Genomic DNA, 16,615 nt, shown 5'->3' with positions numbered 1-16,615 from the left:
CATCACACTCTTTCTTGCATTAATATTTTATTTGGATTTAATAAATTATCTGGATCAAGAGCTACTTTAATTTTTTCCATCACAAGCAGTGAGTTCCCATGTTCTTTTTTCTGATATTTTTGTTTACCGACCCAACACCATGTTCGCCAGTGCATGTTCCCTTACGCTCAAGGGCATAAAGGACAATTTGTTCATTTAGCTGTTCAGCTCTTTTAATCTCTTCTTGATTATTGTTATCAATCATTAAGAGTACGTGATAGTTTCCATCGCCTACATGGCCGACGATTCCACCAGTAAGGCCTAGGAAATCAACAGCCTCCCTTGCGTGGTGAATGGCACCGGACAGCTCTGATATCGGAAGGCAGACATCTGTCACCATCAGTTTTTTTCCAGGATAGCCTTGAATATAGGCATACGCAAGGTTATGGCGAGCTTCCCATAGGCGGTTCCTGGCAGCATTATCTGTCTCAAATTCAATATCGAGACAATTATGTTCTGCTACTATTTCTTTAGTGAACTCTACATCTTGCTTCAACCCTGCGTCATTACCATGAAACTCCAAAAACAGTGTAGGCGCTTCGTTATAGCTTGTATCACTATAGAGGTTAACCTGCTTCATTGATGGTTCATCGACAAGTTCCACCCTTGCAATTGGAACACCTGACTGCAAAATGGATACAACTGCTTCTGCCGCATGGTTTAATGCCGGAAATGATGCTCTTGCCGCCATAACGTGCTCAGGAATTCCGTAAACTCTCAACGTCAATTCCGTAAAGCAGCCAAGCGTTCCCTCGGAACCAACAAAAAGACCGTTTAGATGGTAACCTGATGACGATTTAGCGGCCAAATTGCCAGTATGTATAATCGAGCCATCTGCAAGAACCACTTCAAGATCACGAACTTGATCACGCATCACACCATATTTAACTGATGTCGTTCCACTGGCATTTGTTGCCGCCATTCCGCCCAGAGTTGCATCAGCTCCAGGATCCACTGAAAAAAACAAACCGTATTTTTTCAATTCTTTGTTCAGTTGTGAACGCGTTACGCCAGGCTGAACCTTTACGAGGAAATCGTTTTCACGCACTTCTAGAATTTTATTCATTAGTGAAAAATCAATAGTTATGCCATGATGGTACGGTATGACGTGCCCCTCAAGGCTTGATCCCAAACCAAAAGGAACCATCGGAATTTTGTGCATATTTGCCAATTTCACAACCTCACTAACTTGCTGTGTTGTTTCTGGAAAAACAACTATATCGGGAAGACTTACAGCATGATATGACTCATCTCTGCCGTGTAATTCTCTTACTGTCTGGTTTTCTGTTACTTGATTTTCCGAAAGAACTTCCTTTAAAGCGTTGATCAAGTTTACACTAGCCGCTTCCGCTTCCATTCAATTCTCCTTCTTTCTGCTATAACCTCTATTTTTCGTTCTATCAAAAGCTTTGGCCGCACCATACCAAGAATTAATTTCATATTCAAATTTTGTATTGATAAATGGTCCCCCTCCTTAAAAACTTAAAATGATATCGCACCCATTAATGAATGGTCGACCTAGACCATTCTTAATCATTTTATAATTGGTCTAACCAATTTTCATTATACTAAATTTTTTGACTTTTTCAACAATTATACTTTTATTACTTTTCTCTATAAATAAATTCTTATTAAGTTAGTGATTATAGTTGATTATCCATCCTTATTACCAAAAATGAAATCACCTGTAATTTCCAAATGAACGGAATTGACTAAAACAAAATAATGATATATTTCTAATATTGGTCTAACCAATTTAAAGGTTTGATTTTTTTCAATAATTACTTATTTTGATTATAATAGTGCGCTTCCCCTTGATTCATAAATGAATGCTTGTTAAAATTATTCGACTAATAGTCGTACCAACATGATTTTAGGGTTGTTGTTGAAGGATGTGAAGAAAGTAATGGATTCTATACCAGTTAAATCCCCAAAAGTGTACGAAATCATCTTCAATCAAATTAAGGAATCTTTTATTAGCGGTGAATTGAAACCTGGAGATAAATTACCCCCTGAACGGGAGTTGTCCAATCGTTTTAAAGTGAGTCGAACATCAATCAGAGAGGCCCTTCGAGTATTGGAGATTAACGGAGTCATTGAGGTCAGACCAGGTGATGGGACATTTATCAGAAAATCTGATGTTCAGTCACTGATCGAACAGCTATCCGCTTCAATCATCAAAGCTGAAGACAACATGGTCTATGAAATGCTTGAAGTCCGTCGAGTAATTGAAACTGAATGTGCTTTTCTTGCTGCACAGAGAGCAAACTCTCTTGATTTACAAAATATCCTTAAAGCTCTAGAAGAAATGGCACGTTCGGAACATGATGAAGAATTAGGCTTGCGAGCAGATTTACATTTCCACTATAGTATCGCACAAGCCACAAACAATTCCATATTTGCTGGATTGGTCCATACCCTTAGTGATCAAATGAAAGATACTATCCGTGCCACCAGGCGACATCGTTTCGCAAAACCAGGTCATTTTCAAGAAACGCTTCAAGAACATAAAGAAATCTTCCATTCTATCGCACTAAAAGAAGCGGACAAAGCCAAGCAATTAATGGATGCCCATATCATTCGCATTAGAGAACAGATGGCCTCGGCTACACTTGAAAGCATTGGCGATGATGTCAAAATTGCTGCTTATCAAAATGAAAAAGACCATCATCGTAATGCTGAAGGTGATAATTAAGGGTCCGCTCGCAATATTACTAACCAGAACATGGAGGCATACCTGATTTTTTTAGGAGACCAATTAAATTTGACATTAAAAAAGCGCCTTTCTCAGAGGGCGCTAGGCTGGTTATTTATAGTTAAAAAATTGATTCCCTATATATATGACAGTAAATGTTGTTTTATCCTTTTGACATGGTGAAAGAATCAGCGTTACATTCTATTAGAGCATGATCAATTAAAGAAAGTTGATCATTAATCAATAATCATTGATAAGTGGGAAATATGATAGTCATTAATTTGTTCCTTTAACTCCAGCAGCAGCGTTTTGTCCCTTCGTACAAGATAAATCTCTTCTGGATGTAACATATCACTTCTCCTTTTAGTCAAGATATTACCTTTTACCCAAATTATTACAATCACTAACTTATAAATGGATGTTTTGTACTATATTCACAAGGGACTGCTCAGTTACAAGTTCCTTCTTATAATATAGATCCGTTAGTTGAAGAAGTACAACGATAAGTATAAAGAATATTTAATAAAAAAGGCTGTCGTATATTAGTCTTTAACGTCGAATATGCCCCCTTCTCCCATTGTTGTGTTAGACTTAATAAATAAAACCATATTTTCTTGGGTTTAACTGACTTTTCTTAATCACACTTGTACAAAGAAAGGAGTGTAAGAAATGGAGAAAATCAGCATTTTTCTGGATGACTACCGGAAAGCACCCGATGGCTATGTTTTAGTCGAGACTATTGACGAATGTATAGAGCTATTGCAAAACTTTGATATAGAACATCTCTCTTTGGACCATGATTTATTAAATAAAACCAGGAATGGTTTTATGCTTGTTCAAAAAATGGTCAAAGAAAAACTATTTGCCAATCGCATTACTATTCACTCTGCCAACTCAGTTGGCGGTAAAGCTATGTACAACTGTTTAAAACAAGCACAACGGAATTTAACAATGCCCCCTGCCATTATTGTATCCTTAAGACCACTGCCCCTCAAATTCTTCCCTCCAAGGGTTCTGCAACATTATATAGAAATAAGGTAAACTCAACTCTCTACCTCTCTGTTACATTTCATCCATGATTATTCATTTTTAAGCCAGTTTATTGGATTGGTAAAACTGGATTCAGAATCATATATATACCTTGTTTTCACTTTAATTACCAATAGACAGTAGGTAAGATAAATAATAGTTCGAAAGGGCAACTTTAGAGGTGCCCTTTTGTATTTTTTTCTTTGACTAATAAATTTTGCCTTAGCTACTCCTGAATATGTATCAATCGAAACCCTGGGTTGTATAAGAAAATATCAAAATTATTTAGTTATAGTTTTTTATAAATAAAGAGCTAAACTCATCCTTATTTTGATACGATAGAAGCTGAATTAGAAAAAAGCATTAGAAGCTCTGTAAAATCTATTACACGTTTCTAAACCTGATTTACATGAGGAACCCTTTGTTCCCAGTGATTTATGTAAGGAGTTAGCTTCTATTTTGTTTTTATTCCAAGAAAAACTTTATAAGGTGGAAATAGAATGGGCTCTAAGTGATACAGAGAGAAAAGTTGTTGGAAAGAGAAATTTATTTCTAAAAGCCTTTTTTAACCTGTTGAAGAATGCAATTGAGGCAATGGATGAAATTCAAGGCAAGGGGAAAATTAGAATTGAACATTATTATAAATATGGACAGATTCATATAAAAGTGAGTGATACAGGAGTAGGAATATTTGAAGATAAATTAAAGCTGCTGGGAACACCATTCTTTTCCACCAAAAACGAAGAAATAGGTTTAGGTCTAACTTAGATCATATAAGTTCGAACAAAGGACCAGTAATCTACGTGTGCCCTCCGTGATCTTACACCCGGCAATCATGCGAAAAAGAGAGCGCAGTGCCCTCTCTTTGATCAGATATGGAAAATGACCTAATCACTTTTACTAGTCAACCTTTACCTTATTCGGATTTATAGTGCCCTCTAAAACTTCTGTCTCCTTCTGTTATATTCCTTTTTAAATCCCTTTGCAAGGCTAAAAGTGCATGTGCAAAATGTCGTATTTCATATGTTTCCAACAATTCATTGATCTGCTGCTCTAGTTCACTTTCCTCCATGCCAGCACTTGGCGCTTCCTTTAATTTATTATCTCCCATTTTAAAATAGGACTTCCTTTTCATTTGGAGGAGTTCTAGATAATAACTCAACAGTCTATTGTATTTACCTATTTCTTGAAGAATATAAAGATCTTCCACGATATGGTTCAACCCTTTTTCGTCAATGGATAGGGAACCACGCAAAAATGTGCATATGCAAGCGAGAACAATATCAATATGTCTAATATCGTTATACTTATTACAAATATATTCAAAGCTTTTAAGGGCCTCACCTCTCATGTAATTTTTTGGATGTGCCTGATGGACGTTTACAATATTCGAGAGTTTAAATTTACAACCAGACTTATATAGCTGAATCCCAAGATCATAGTCCTCAAAACCCCAATTCACAATCTTTTCATCAAACATGCCGACTTCTACTACTTTTTTTCTTGGTGCTGAAGAATTATTGGTGATAAAAAACCTCCAAGGCAAATGGTATCGTTTTAGGTCTGATCCAAATTCTTGAATGACTTTTTCTAAAGAATCGATAAAGGGCGTGTCTTTTCCGAAGCTATATTTTATGAAACTGCCATCGGTAATCTTTTCTGGAGGAATCAATTGCAGTATATCTTGATCGAAATCCTCGGATTGGTAGTGAAATCGATCTTTTACTTTATTAAATTCGGAGATTCTGAAATCCTCAAAATTTTTGTAATAATAGGTGAAAATCTCCTTCCAAATGAACCCGCAAACTACCGTATTCTCATTTTTATGTGCTTCCAAATGTTTTCTGACAAAATTTTTCTCAGCAATCATATCACTGTCATGAAAAATGAGTATATCTCCTGTCGCTTTTGAAATACCCTGGTTTCTTCCATGTGCAATACCTTTATTTTCAGCTACTCTAACAGTTTCAAGTCGGAAACTTGCTGAAAATTCCGATAGCATTTTGGCAGTACTGTCAGTAGAACCATTATCGATGACAATGACTTCAAATTGCTCATGGGGATAGTCCTGAAGATTTAGGGATAGCAGATTATAATAAAGACGTTCACATGCATTGTAAGACGGAATAATAATACTTGCTTTCACACAGGTACACCTCGCTAATGTAGCTTAAAAATCCTAACAAAATAACAAAACAAAAAGGATAATGTCAATTGGGATGATGCTAGTTTAAGGTTAAGCAAAATTCCAGTGTTAGCGTGCAATATCCGGTCTAACCATATCTTGCAGCGTTTTGATACCTTCATGGGAGAGTACCCATTCCACCAATTCCTTTTGCTTTGAAAACTCTAAATCCCCTTTATTAATAAAACTCCCAAAAAACAATCCAAGTTTAGCAATCATAACAGGAAGTACCATTTGTTCTTGTTCAGATAATACGCCATAACCTTGCAAAAAAGGCTTCCCTAATGCTTCGCTTTTATCTTTTAATAAGTAAAAATAAAGGGTGTAGGCCACATCGAAGACACATTCCCCTCGCTGAATCGAATCGAAGTCCAATATACAGCACACTTCACCGTTTTTTTGGTAAAGCTGATTCCCGGGGTGCCAATCGCCATGTAAAATCGTTGTAGGTAGATCTATGGAAATACATTTTAAATTCCGGGAATGATTCAGGATCAATTCATTTATTTGATAGATTTCGAATATGTTCTGACTCGTCCAGTTGTAAAGTGGCTGTAATTTAGACATGTCGTCCAACACACTCCAATTGTAATAATCGTATATAGTCTGTCTTGGTGGAGGATCTTTTTTAACATGCATTAGTGTTTGGTGCATTTTTCGCAGCATGATGCCGCTGAAGTAGGCTTGGTTTGGAATCCACTGGAAATGATTAGCCTGTACGAACGGGGTAACTTCTATAAAATGATCATTGTATGTTGAAAAATAGTTTTCAAATTTATTTTGTATAGGCATTAATGCTGGTACATTGGATGAACGGAGAATCGAAATGATATCATGTGCATAGTGAATACGTTGTGGATCAAACTTTTCTCTATAGATTCGAATGACAAAAAGGCCTTTTACTGTTTTGATCTTTAAATTCGTATTTACAAACCCACCCAGGCGGCCTTCAACTGCTATCAGATCTCCAATTCCAAATTCCCTGCATATCGATTGGAGGTCGCCTAATGGAAAGTCCATGTTGAAAACCCCTTTCACTTTGTCGAAAAACTATTTGAAATATAATTATTTAATGCAAAAAAGGCGTTATAAAAATGAATCATGCCAAATTTTTCATGAATTTCGTTTACCTTTTGGAAAACAATATTAAAATCTATACTTTTACCCAAATCATTTAATTGAATATGCTCCTCTTGTTTCAAATATTTCTTTTTGGCTATTTGTAGCATTTCCCGAAAAACATCTAAAAGATCACTGTACTTTGAGAGTTTACGTATTTCGTATATTTCTTCCATCAAACTGTTTAAATGCGTTGATTCGATAATGGGTTCCATGGGTGGAAAAATAGAAGCGATGTCAAATAGCAGGCTTAAAAGCATATCTATATAATCAATTTCATTATATTTTTCAAACCAATAATCAGTACTTGCTTTAATTTCTTTGGTCGTATAATTTCGCTCATGTTCTTGATGTGCGCTTATAATATCGTGTCTGACAGAAAATTCACTACCGGATTTGTAGAGCCTATAGCCTAAGTCAAAGTCCTCAAATCCCCAATTTGCATTTTTTTCATCAAATAAACCAATTTCCAAAACCCTTTTTCGTTCAACTGAAGCGTTATTTGTTAGAAAATACCTCCATGGAAAATGGTAACCCGTTAAATTCTCCTTATACGTTTGAAGGGTTTGTTTTAAATAGGAAAAGAGAATAACGTTATCAAATTCGAAGCTATAGTTCATAAACGAGCCGTCTTTGATCTGTTTTTCAGATATTAGTTGATAGACACTATCGTTTACTTGTTGAACCCCAGTATATGGGTTGTTTAACCTTTTAAATAGCTGTTGGTGAAAGGATTTAAAATTTTCATAATAAAAACTGTATATTCTCAGCCAACATAATCCACAAACCACCTTGTTTTTTTCTTGATGTGCCTCGATATGCTTTCTTACATAATCTTTTGACGCGATCATATCACTATCATGAAAAATCAGAATATCTCCGTTAGCCTTTAATATGCCTAGGTTCCTCCCATAGGCGATTCCCCTATTCTGATCCACTCGTACTGTTATAAGAGGGAATTTTGCTTCGAATTTGGATAGCATATCAATCGTGTCATCTGTTGATCCATTGTCGATCACAATCACTTCAAAATCCTGATGTGGGTAGTCTTGGTACGATAGAGAGAGCAGGTTTAAATATAACCGTTCCTTTGCATTATAGGATGGGATAATAATACTTGCTTTCATCATTTCACCTTCTTCATTTCGTGATGGGAATCATGTATACATCCAAAGCCATTATTGACAAATTGCGAGTACCCATTCAGCTACCAATACCGTTTCAAATCTTCTTCAGATGCATATCCGTTGAAAGGGGGATCAATTTTTTCTGCCAAATCGATTGCCTCCTGGAGCTTCTGTTGATAATACTCAAAGATAAACGGAACATATTTCTGGTTAAATATTAACTCGATTTTATTTTTATTCACAATTCTCAAACCGCAAAAATGATAAAAGATAAGCCTATCTTTATTTACATAAACTGCACCATCATCTTCATGGAATTGAAATTTCAGGTCATTCCATATACCGATATTGACTCCTGGGGTTGTGATATCACAAACATTGGAAAATAACTTTGGCATTTGATCTAAATATTTCTGATCACCAAAAAACCCCTCACTAGGTACAATTTCACATCGTTCAATGCATTTCTTTTTCCACCACTGCAAACAAGATAGACCAAATTCATCCTTTTTGAAGCTTATATATCCAGAGTTATAAACTCCCGTTATTTTTTGCATATAATGCTTAAAGTTGGGACTCCAAGAGGGGTTGTATTTTTCTTCCGGAGACAATAGGACCGAGCAGTCTGGTTGATTCTTGAATATAATGGAAGGGTCATTCCAAAAATATAAATCACAATCAAGATAGGTTAATCGACTTGCCGAATGATGTTTCATCATAAGATGTTCTAAAAAAATAGGTTTTAACGTCCAACAGTATTCATGGATCTTTCTTTCTGTTTTTAAAGCTAGAACTTCTTCTCCAAGTTCTTTTTCATGAACGACGTGAAGATTTTTAATATTTAATTTTTCCAATAAGTTATACGTCTCATCTTGAATGCAAAGTGCGAATAGATCAAAATCCTCCTTTGACATCTTTTGCAAGGAAAAAACCAAGGCAAGGAATTGGTATACCCTGCCTTTCGATAAAATGGAACAATAAACATTTTCCATTGAAGCACCTCATTTTCTTTTTTAAAGATAAATTAGTTCCTATATAACTACATGTTGAAAAATTTTGAATGTTATGAGTTAAATAGATTTCATATCAATATTACGATACTCATCAATCTGCTTCATGCAAACAGCCATCAAGTCAGAATTAGATTGATAGGCCTGTGTCCATTCAATGACTTTGTCAATTGCACATTCGGTATTCCATTTCGGATACCACCCCAATTTGAATTTCGCTTTTGAGCAATCGAGTCTTAATTGATGGGCTTCATGTAGATGACGTCCGTTTTCAATTTCATATGTGGCATCCTCTCCCCATTTGGAACAAAGACTCTTCACAACCCACTCAACGGTTTTTCCGCTATCATCGTCTGGACCAAAATTCCAGCCTTCCGAATATTGCTTTCCATCACTATATAATTTCTCTACCAATAATAGGTACCCGCTTAACGGATCGAGGACATGCTGCCACGGCCGAATAGCATAAGGATTTCTAATTTTAATTTTTTCTCCCCTTAACAAGGTTTTAATGCAATCCGGTATTAAGCGATCAACCGCCCAATCACCACCGCCGATGACGTTACCGGCTCTTGCAGTTGCGACCCCTACTCCGTGCGATTCATAATCCTCCAAATTAAAAAATGATTTTCGATAAGCTTCAGTGACTAATTCTGAGCAGGCTTTACTGCTGGAATATGGATCATATCCGCCGAGCACATCGTTTTCCCGGTAACCCCAAAACCACTCCTTATTTCCATAGCATTTGTCAGTGGTTACGTTAATCACCGCTTTGATGGGAATGCCCTTGTGGATGGCATTTCGCACGGCTTCTAGTAGGTGAACGGTTCCCATTACGTTAATTTCATAGGTTTCAACTGGGTTTAAGTAGGAGGCTCTAACTAATGGCTGTGCTGCCATATGAATGACAATTTCAGGCTTTAGTTCTAAAATAGTGGTTTGTAATGTGTGGATGTCCCTAATATCCGCATATCGGGTAGGTATCAGCTGGTCGATATGGCATAATTCGAATAAGCTGGGGGAAGTTGGGGGCCTCATACTATACCCTGTTACCTTAGCGCCTAATGAATAAAGCAACAAACATAACCAGGAACCTTTAAATCCGGAATGACCGGTAACAAGTACTTTTTTTCCATACCAAAAATCTTTATTCATAAACTAACACCTTCTTTTCATTCCTCAAAATGTTCAATTCTACTCTCCTAATCGGAAATATTCCTTATACCATTCTATTGTTCTTTTTAAACCTGCATCAAAACTAAAGATTGGTTTCCAGCCTAATACCTCTTCTGCTTTTTGGGCAGACAGAAATTGCTGTTTTGATTCGTTGTTTGCTAATTTTAGAATGATTGGATGCAAATCACTATTCATAACAGTCAATATTTTAGTTACGACATCCGATACACTTAACGGTTTTTCATTACTGAAGTTAAATGCTTCTCCCGCAATCTCCAATTCCTCCATTTTTTCTGCCAACAGCATCATGGCATGTACGGCATCTTCAACATGGAGATAGTCGCGAACAAAAGTGCCATCACTCCTTATTACGGGGGATTCATGATGAATAATAGAGCGGATGGTTTGAGGTATGATCCGATTAAAGTTTAAATCTCCACCCCCGTATACATTTCCGAATCTTGTGATACAAACAGGCAGTTTGTAAGTATAAAAATAGGTATGGGCTATTAGGTCAGCACAGCTTTTTGAAACATCATATGGTTGTCTCCCTTGTAGGGGGAAGGTTTCATCAAGTGGGACTCGTGTATGATGACCATATGATTTTTCACTTGATGTAATGATTATTCTTTTTACCGGATGATGCCGGCAAGCTTCTAATAGGTTCCATGTACCACGTATATTGGTTTCAAAAGTATGAACTGGATTCTGATTCGCTGTCCCCACGATGGATTGTGCAGCCAGATGAAAAACAGTATCTATTTCATATTTCTCCAGTGCCTCTTGGATCATTGGGAGATCCGCTAATGTTCCGTGAACATAGTTGATGTTTGAACATAGGTCCTCGTGAAAAGTAGAGGAGTTCAAACCTTTCCCTCGAATAAGTCCTGTTACATTTACACCTGATTTTGTCAATTCATTTACTAAATACCTTCCCAGAAAGCCTGTACATCCTGTAACTAAAACGTTTCGATCCTTCCAAAATGGATTCATACTATTCATTCACATTCTTTGCCTTCCATCTTAATTCGTTACTTCGCCCAAAAATTCATACCTTGCTTCCACATTTCATTTAGTTCTAACACGTTTTTATAGGTATCCGCTCCCATCCAGAATCCTTCATGAAGATACACTGCCAATTGACGATCTAGTGTCAGATTTTTCAAAGGTTCTTCTTCAAAAATGCAATTGGGATGATCGGTTAAGTATTCGAATACTTTAGGTTCTAATACAAAAAAACCTCCGTTAATAATCCCTTCGCTCCGTGATTTCTCAGCAAATGATTCTGCTATTCCTTTATTAACAGTTAAAATACCATATTGACTAATTTTATTTACTCCTGTTACGGTCGCAATTGCCCCATTGCCTTTATGGAATTTCAATAATTCCAATAAATTTATATTGGCCAATCCATCAGCATAGGTAAGCATAAAGGTATCGTTTCCTATATATTCTTCTGCTCTTTTTATTCTGCCTCCCGTCATGGTCTCTAAGCCGGTATCAAGAAAGGTGATTTTCCATTTTTCTGGATGTTGTAGCAATTGAATGTTTCCGGTAGACGTATCTAATGTAAAATTATGATTTTTCCAATCATAATTCATAAAGTACTCCTTTATCTGATCTCCTTTATATCCAAGCAATAAAATAAAATCATCAAAACCATAATGTTTATATAGTTTCATGATATGCCACAGCAAAGGCTTGCCTCCTACTTGGGCTAATGGTTTGGGTACATCATTTGTCAACTCACTCATCCTTGTACCCTTTCCTCCACATAGGATTACTACTTTCATGTATTTCCCCCCCGTTGTCATTACATTTTCCTTCATCTTATTCGGTCATGTAATCCTTGTTAACGGCTTATCCCTATTTATAGCAATAATATATTAATTTGGGTCGGTAGACGCAAACTATTACTGACACAGACTTGAAAGGCCCGTTCGAAGAATTATACGATGCTTTTGCGATTAGTCCTGGCGGTATTACGGAAACGATTCTGTTTGCTTTAAATCAAACTGAAGATGTTACCGTTAATGAGTTTATTGTAAGACCATCTCGACAACAGCCGTAATCTGTAAGAGTTACTAGAGGTAGAAAAGCATTTCTGAAAATCCATGTCTTAGAAGGAATGACACTTCCAAGCCCTCCCTATTAAAATAAGCCCTATTTATGGCAGCAACTTTATTTCCAAAGTTGTTGCTGTTTTTTTAGGGGTCTCAAGAGAGGTTAATTCAATGCTTGCTAAAAGAGATACATTACGATTCCATTGCCGTTTTTGCCCATGTCGAGAGCAAGCTTTTTATGTATTTGGAAAAGGGAAAAAGAACGGTTGCTACTCTATTTCCATTTCCCCTCTCCTCTCTTTATATGATCAACAAGTGATTCGTTATATCCGTTTATTGTTGAACAGTCTAAATAACGACTTTTGAATAGCTAAATGTATCGTTATACTCGTAAAATACAAAAAAAGCAATTCACATGTAGTGTAATTGCTTTTTTAAAATTAAGCATTTCATTAATGCTCGAGCTTTATCCACTTACCGTTAGATTAATAGTTTTATCGCCTGGTATTAAATAACTTCATCAGAGATTCCATTATTTTGCCCGGTTTTCAACTTTGATAGTACTTGTTTTTTACGATCGATAAAATCGTAATGGTGCTTATAATGCAAAGTGTACCGAGCCACTCGGCAAAACCAAAGGTTACATTCAGCCAGAAAACGGATATTAAGGTTGCGGATAACGGCTCAACCGAAGCAAATAAACTTACCTCTGAAGCAGAGATGAATTTTGTACTTTCCAAATAAAAATAAAAAGCCATGATCGTACCGAAAATGATGATGAATAAAACCGCTGAAAATGAAGGTAACGTCCAATTGCCTTCAAATGCCCATGGAGGATGGATCATGCTAAAGCATATGCCTCCAATCAACATGCCCCATCCCACAACAATCATCGCTCCCCATCTTGAAAGGAGTTTGTAAGGCTGCAATGTATAGAAAGCCAATGCAAAGGCTGATGTTACACCCCAAAATACTGCCCACCCTGAAATGGAAAGTGTACGTATGCTTCCTCCCGTCACGAGCAAAAAAGTGCCTAAAATCGCTATGATCACAGCTACACTCACAGTAATGCTTGGAAAACGTTTGGAACGAATGGCTAAATAACAAGTGATCAGGGCAGGTGCCAAGTATTGAAGGACAGTGGCAGTGGCTGCGTTGCCATGTTCAATTGCTGCAAAATAGGTGTATTGAACCGCGAGCATTCCCAGAATTGCAAAAAGGATAATTTGAAGCGCATCATTTTTAGTTTTCCAAATCTCAAAAACTTTCAGTCCTTCATTCTTATAAGCGACCCCCAATAAGATGATTCCAGAAAGCAACAAGCGTACAACAGTGAGCCACTCAGGACTGAAACCTTGCTGCTGAAATAGATATTGAGCTGCCGTTCCTGATACTCCCCATAACGCAGCGCCAGTCAGTACTAGTGCAATCCCTTTATTTCTTGAAGGTGATATAGCAACTAAAGTATCATTACTCATTTTTTTCTTCCCCACTTTTTACACGTTCCGTATGGGCTTGAATTCTAAAGTAACTTTCTTTCCAATTCTTTTCTATCACCTTAAGCACCATAGTGAGATTTCCATTCCTTAATGCCTGTATGATCTGATCATGCTCATCAACGGAAAGATGAACATCTCTTACCTGATTGAAATAAAACAGTTCTATTCGTATAAGTTTTTGTTTGAGTCCCGATAGAATCCGCTTCAATTCATCATTTGTAGAAAGGTTGATGTAAATGGAATGAAAATCATTATCTTTCTGGACGGCCATTATTTGATTTCCCTCGTCGATTGCTTTTTTCACTTTATGATTAATGGCTTGCATCTCAATTAAGTGTTTTTCTTCAATGAAATCAAAAGCCTGTTCCATAGCCAACTTTTCCAGTGTCCAAACAATGGAATATATGTTTAAAAGCCCTTCGAATCGAATAGGGGAAACAATAGTTGAACGGCTCGGCCTGGTCTCTACAAATCCCTCATCCTCAAGCCTTAAAAGCGCTTCTCTAATGGGGGTTCTGCTTACTCCCAATTGTTCGGCTAATTCTTTGTCGCGTAATTGTTGGCCTGGCGTTAGTATTCCCTGTACAATCCAATCCCGCAAAATCATGTATGCTTCTTCACGTACAGAAGTACGTTTAATTTTTTGTGATGAATTTGAATGCACCAACGGCTATACCTCCTTAAAACACCAATATATAATATGCAATATATCACATATTGCATGCCGTTGAAAGAGAGATTAGAAAATTTCACAGCTGTATATTTTCAAATGATTTCATAATTGCTCCACCACATTAAGACTTAGTCTAGAGGGTCTCGTCAACGGGGAAAGTAAAAGCCAAGAATAATGGAATTCAAACTTTTATATAGAAACAATGATTTCTAACGAAAGAAGATAATTTCTAATCAAACCAAAAAGACACACTCCCAACCAGAGTGCTGTCAATTTATTTGGATTATCCCATCATTAATAAGTAATTGGCGGTCATGATATATTCTTTTGCCCTTGGAAAGCGGAAAACAACTTCAAATCTTTAGTTATTTTCTAAAGGTTGATTAACTACTGTGTGGGTGGAATTATGTAGTCTTAGTTATATGTTGACTATCGATTTTATGGAGAAACAAGGCGAATGTCGGTGAAGGGGTTTTTAAAACGTAGATCATTTAAAACCACGTTACAAATTCAATAGACCTGTTCAGGAAAACCATATTGGCTGTTGCTAGGTATTTCATGATGGCGGCAAACGGGAATGACCCTATTGCCCTAGATGGAGGTCCACTTGTTTTGGCAGGTGTCTTAACTATTCAGTTGGATTTTCGTTCCGCTCTAAGTAAGGGAAAAGCAAAAAAATATCGAAGAATTCGAGGGGATTATTGGGTAGGTCAAGTCCAAATACCAAAGAAGACTACTTTAGTTCTTCTGATTGCAATTCCATACAAACTGGTTTGAATATTCTCTAAAAAAATGTCTTGAAAATGTCTTGGTGCTGACCGCACTCATTACAGGAATATTCTATTTCCAATGCATCTTCAGTTACTGTATGAACTGTCTCTTTTTTACAAGTTTCACAAAATCTCTTTTCTGATATTTCTTTCATTTATCATTCACACTCCGTTTTCCATCATTGTTTTGTAGCCTTGTTAATATTATTTTGCGAATAACCAACAGAAAAAATACCTTTTTCCTGAAGAACCTCAAAAAGAAGCTAAAGAATTCAGAGAAAAAGGTACTGAAATAGTTAATATCACCTTGGATTCCAATACATCAAAGCTGCATGAAACGGATATTCGTATTCGAAAACTCCTTCTTTTTCCACCACATATTTATTAAGGATCGTTTTTACTTCATCATAGGAAAAATGTTCATCGAGAATTTTTGTTGTATTATCTCGGATCATTTCTTCATAGGTGGAATAAATTTTTGTACTTTTCAATTTAACGATCTTACAGTCCGCCAGTATTCCAAGTTGATACAAAACATTCAAGATATGCATGTAATCCCGCTTTCTTAAATTAATTGTATATCCTCGTTGCTTCAATTCCATATAATGAGGTTTTTCTGGTCCGGTTGTCATACCTACAATCACTAAACGGGCTGCAGACTCATTCATTTTTAATAAGGTTTGACCGATTTCTGTCATACGGTAATAACAATTAAAACCAAATACTACATCATATTTGTCTCTTTTGCTCTCACTTTCCCACTTATCATGAATCAACTCCATGTTTTCGAAACCTTTTTCGTTCGCCTGGGATTCCAAAAAACTGATAATGCTTTTGGAGCTATCTATACAAGTTAACTTCCTGACTTCTTTTGCCATAGCAAATGTATAATTGCCCCATCCAGGGCCGATTTCCAATACATGATCATCGTGTTTTAATAATGCCAGTAACTCTTGCTGCACAAGTTTTGCATATGGGTCCGCTTTATGTTGTTGTTTCCCTGCAACCTTGGAAGACCAAAATGCTTCTTCTGCTGCATCATCTTTTAGCCTGTTTGGTATCTCCCCTGTATGATCTGCCATTGCCTGTTTCCAAAGTTCAATATAATCAGTCATCTTTTCTCCCCTGAAATTCGTATGTATTTATCGGTTTTCACCGTGGTTTGGAGTTGCGCATTATCGTTTGATTCAAATTGAAGCAAACAGCCAAAAACTTCCTCTTTTAAACATT

At 36.6% G+C, this 16,615-nt stretch carries 14 protein-coding genes and 1 pseudogene; 4 read left to right on the top strand and 11 right to left on the bottom strand.

All coding sequences use genetic code 11. The features are described from left to right. Nucleotides 1–2: 2 nt before the first annotated feature. Nucleotides 3–1,396 (bottom strand): annotated as a pseudogene (locus tag Q8G36_RS11885) (FAD-binding oxidoreductase). A gap of 549 nt (nucleotides 1,397–1,945) precedes the next feature. On the opposite strand from Q8G36_RS11885, the gene Q8G36_RS11880 reads away from it, so the two are divergent. From Q8G36_RS11880 to Q8G36_RS11870, 3 genes are all read left to right on the top strand, one after another. Continuing rightward, a complete protein-coding gene (locus tag Q8G36_RS11880) occupies nucleotides 1,946–2,734 on the top strand; it encodes a FadR/GntR family transcriptional regulator (protein WP_305160364.1) in 789 nt (262 codons plus the stop codon). A 669-nt stretch (nucleotides 2,735–3,403) separates the two neighbouring features. Beyond that, on the top strand, nucleotides 3,404–3,775 hold the full coding sequence (locus Q8G36_RS11875; protein WP_305160363.1) for a cyclic-phosphate processing receiver domain-containing protein: 372 nt from the start codon (nucleotides 3,404–3,406) through the stop codon (nucleotides 3,773–3,775). A 447-nt stretch (nucleotides 3,776–4,222) separates the two neighbouring features. Next, nucleotides 4,223–4,531, top strand: coding sequence for an ATP-binding protein (locus tag Q8G36_RS11870; RefSeq protein WP_305160362.1), 309 nt, complete (start codon nucleotides 4,223–4,225; stop codon nucleotides 4,529–4,531). A 148-nt stretch (nucleotides 4,532–4,679) separates the two neighbouring features. Here Q8G36_RS11870 and Q8G36_RS11865 read toward each other — a convergent pair whose 3' ends face one another. From Q8G36_RS11865 to Q8G36_RS11825, 9 genes are all read right to left on the bottom strand, one after another. Next, a complete protein-coding gene (locus tag Q8G36_RS11865) occupies nucleotides 4,680–5,909 on the bottom strand; it encodes a glycosyltransferase family 2 protein (protein ID WP_305160361.1) in 1,230 nt (409 codons plus the stop codon). A 108-nt stretch (nucleotides 5,910–6,017) separates the two neighbouring features. Next, nucleotides 6,018–6,968: a phosphotransferase gene (locus Q8G36_RS11860; protein WP_305160360.1), complete on the bottom strand. Its 951-nt coding sequence runs from the start codon at nucleotides 6,966–6,968 to the stop codon at nucleotides 6,018–6,020. 14 nt (nucleotides 6,969–6,982) lie between these two features. After that, nucleotides 6,983–8,194: a glycosyltransferase family 2 protein gene (locus Q8G36_RS11855; protein ID WP_305160359.1), complete on the bottom strand. Its 1,212-nt coding sequence runs from the start codon at nucleotides 8,192–8,194 to the stop codon at nucleotides 6,983–6,985. Between the two features lie 80 nt (nucleotides 8,195–8,274). After that, nucleotides 8,275–9,186 (bottom strand): glycosyltransferase, encoded by a 912-nt coding sequence (locus Q8G36_RS11850; RefSeq protein ID WP_305160358.1) that lies wholly within the window; start codon nucleotides 9,184–9,186, stop codon nucleotides 8,275–8,277. Between the two features lie 78 nt (nucleotides 9,187–9,264). Further along, nucleotides 9,265–10,359, bottom strand: a complete 1,095-nt coding sequence (gene rfbG, locus Q8G36_RS11845; protein ID WP_305160357.1) for a CDP-glucose 4,6-dehydratase — start codon at nucleotides 10,357–10,359, stop codon at nucleotides 9,265–9,267. A gap of 39 nt (nucleotides 10,360–10,398) precedes the next feature. After that, entirely contained in the window at nucleotides 10,399–11,373 is a 975-nt protein-coding gene (locus tag Q8G36_RS11840; RefSeq protein WP_305160431.1) for a GDP-mannose 4,6-dehydratase, read from the bottom strand. Nucleotides 11,374–11,411: 38 nt separating this feature from the next. After that, on the bottom strand, nucleotides 11,412–12,173 hold the full coding sequence (locus Q8G36_RS11835) for a glucose-1-phosphate cytidylyltransferase (RefSeq protein ID WP_305160356.1): 762 nt from the start codon (nucleotides 12,171–12,173) through the stop codon (nucleotides 11,412–11,414). 818 nt (nucleotides 12,174–12,991) lie between these two features. Further along, nucleotides 12,992–13,921: a DMT family transporter gene (locus Q8G36_RS11830; RefSeq protein WP_305160355.1), complete on the bottom strand. Its 930-nt coding sequence runs from the start codon at nucleotides 13,919–13,921 to the stop codon at nucleotides 12,992–12,994. Then, nucleotides 13,914–14,606: a GntR family transcriptional regulator gene (locus Q8G36_RS11825; protein ID WP_305160430.1), complete on the bottom strand. Its 693-nt coding sequence runs from the start codon at nucleotides 14,604–14,606 to the stop codon at nucleotides 13,914–13,916. The genes Q8G36_RS11830 and Q8G36_RS11825 overlap by 8 nt, the downstream gene beginning before the upstream one ends. 546 nt (nucleotides 14,607–15,152) lie before the next feature. Between Q8G36_RS11825 and Q8G36_RS11820 the strand changes: the two genes are divergently transcribed. Continuing rightward, nucleotides 15,153–15,392, top strand: coding sequence for a hypothetical protein (locus Q8G36_RS11820; RefSeq protein WP_305160354.1), 240 nt, complete (start codon nucleotides 15,153–15,155; stop codon nucleotides 15,390–15,392). Nucleotides 15,393–15,687: 295 nt separating this feature from the next. Here the strand turns inward: Q8G36_RS11820 and Q8G36_RS11815 are convergent, their stop codons facing one another. Beyond that, nucleotides 15,688–16,500, bottom strand: a complete 813-nt coding sequence (locus Q8G36_RS11815) for a class I SAM-dependent methyltransferase (protein WP_305160353.1) — start codon at nucleotides 16,498–16,500, stop codon at nucleotides 15,688–15,690. Nucleotides 16,501–16,615: the final 115 nt, after the last annotated feature.

It is taken from the genome of Peribacillus frigoritolerans, assembly GCF_030676415.1.
GTDB lineage: Bacteria > Bacillota > Bacilli > Bacillales > DSM-1321 > Peribacillus > Peribacillus frigoritolerans_A.
Note: the sequence above shows the minus strand (reverse complement) of the source record. Positions and strands in the feature narration are given on the sequence as shown.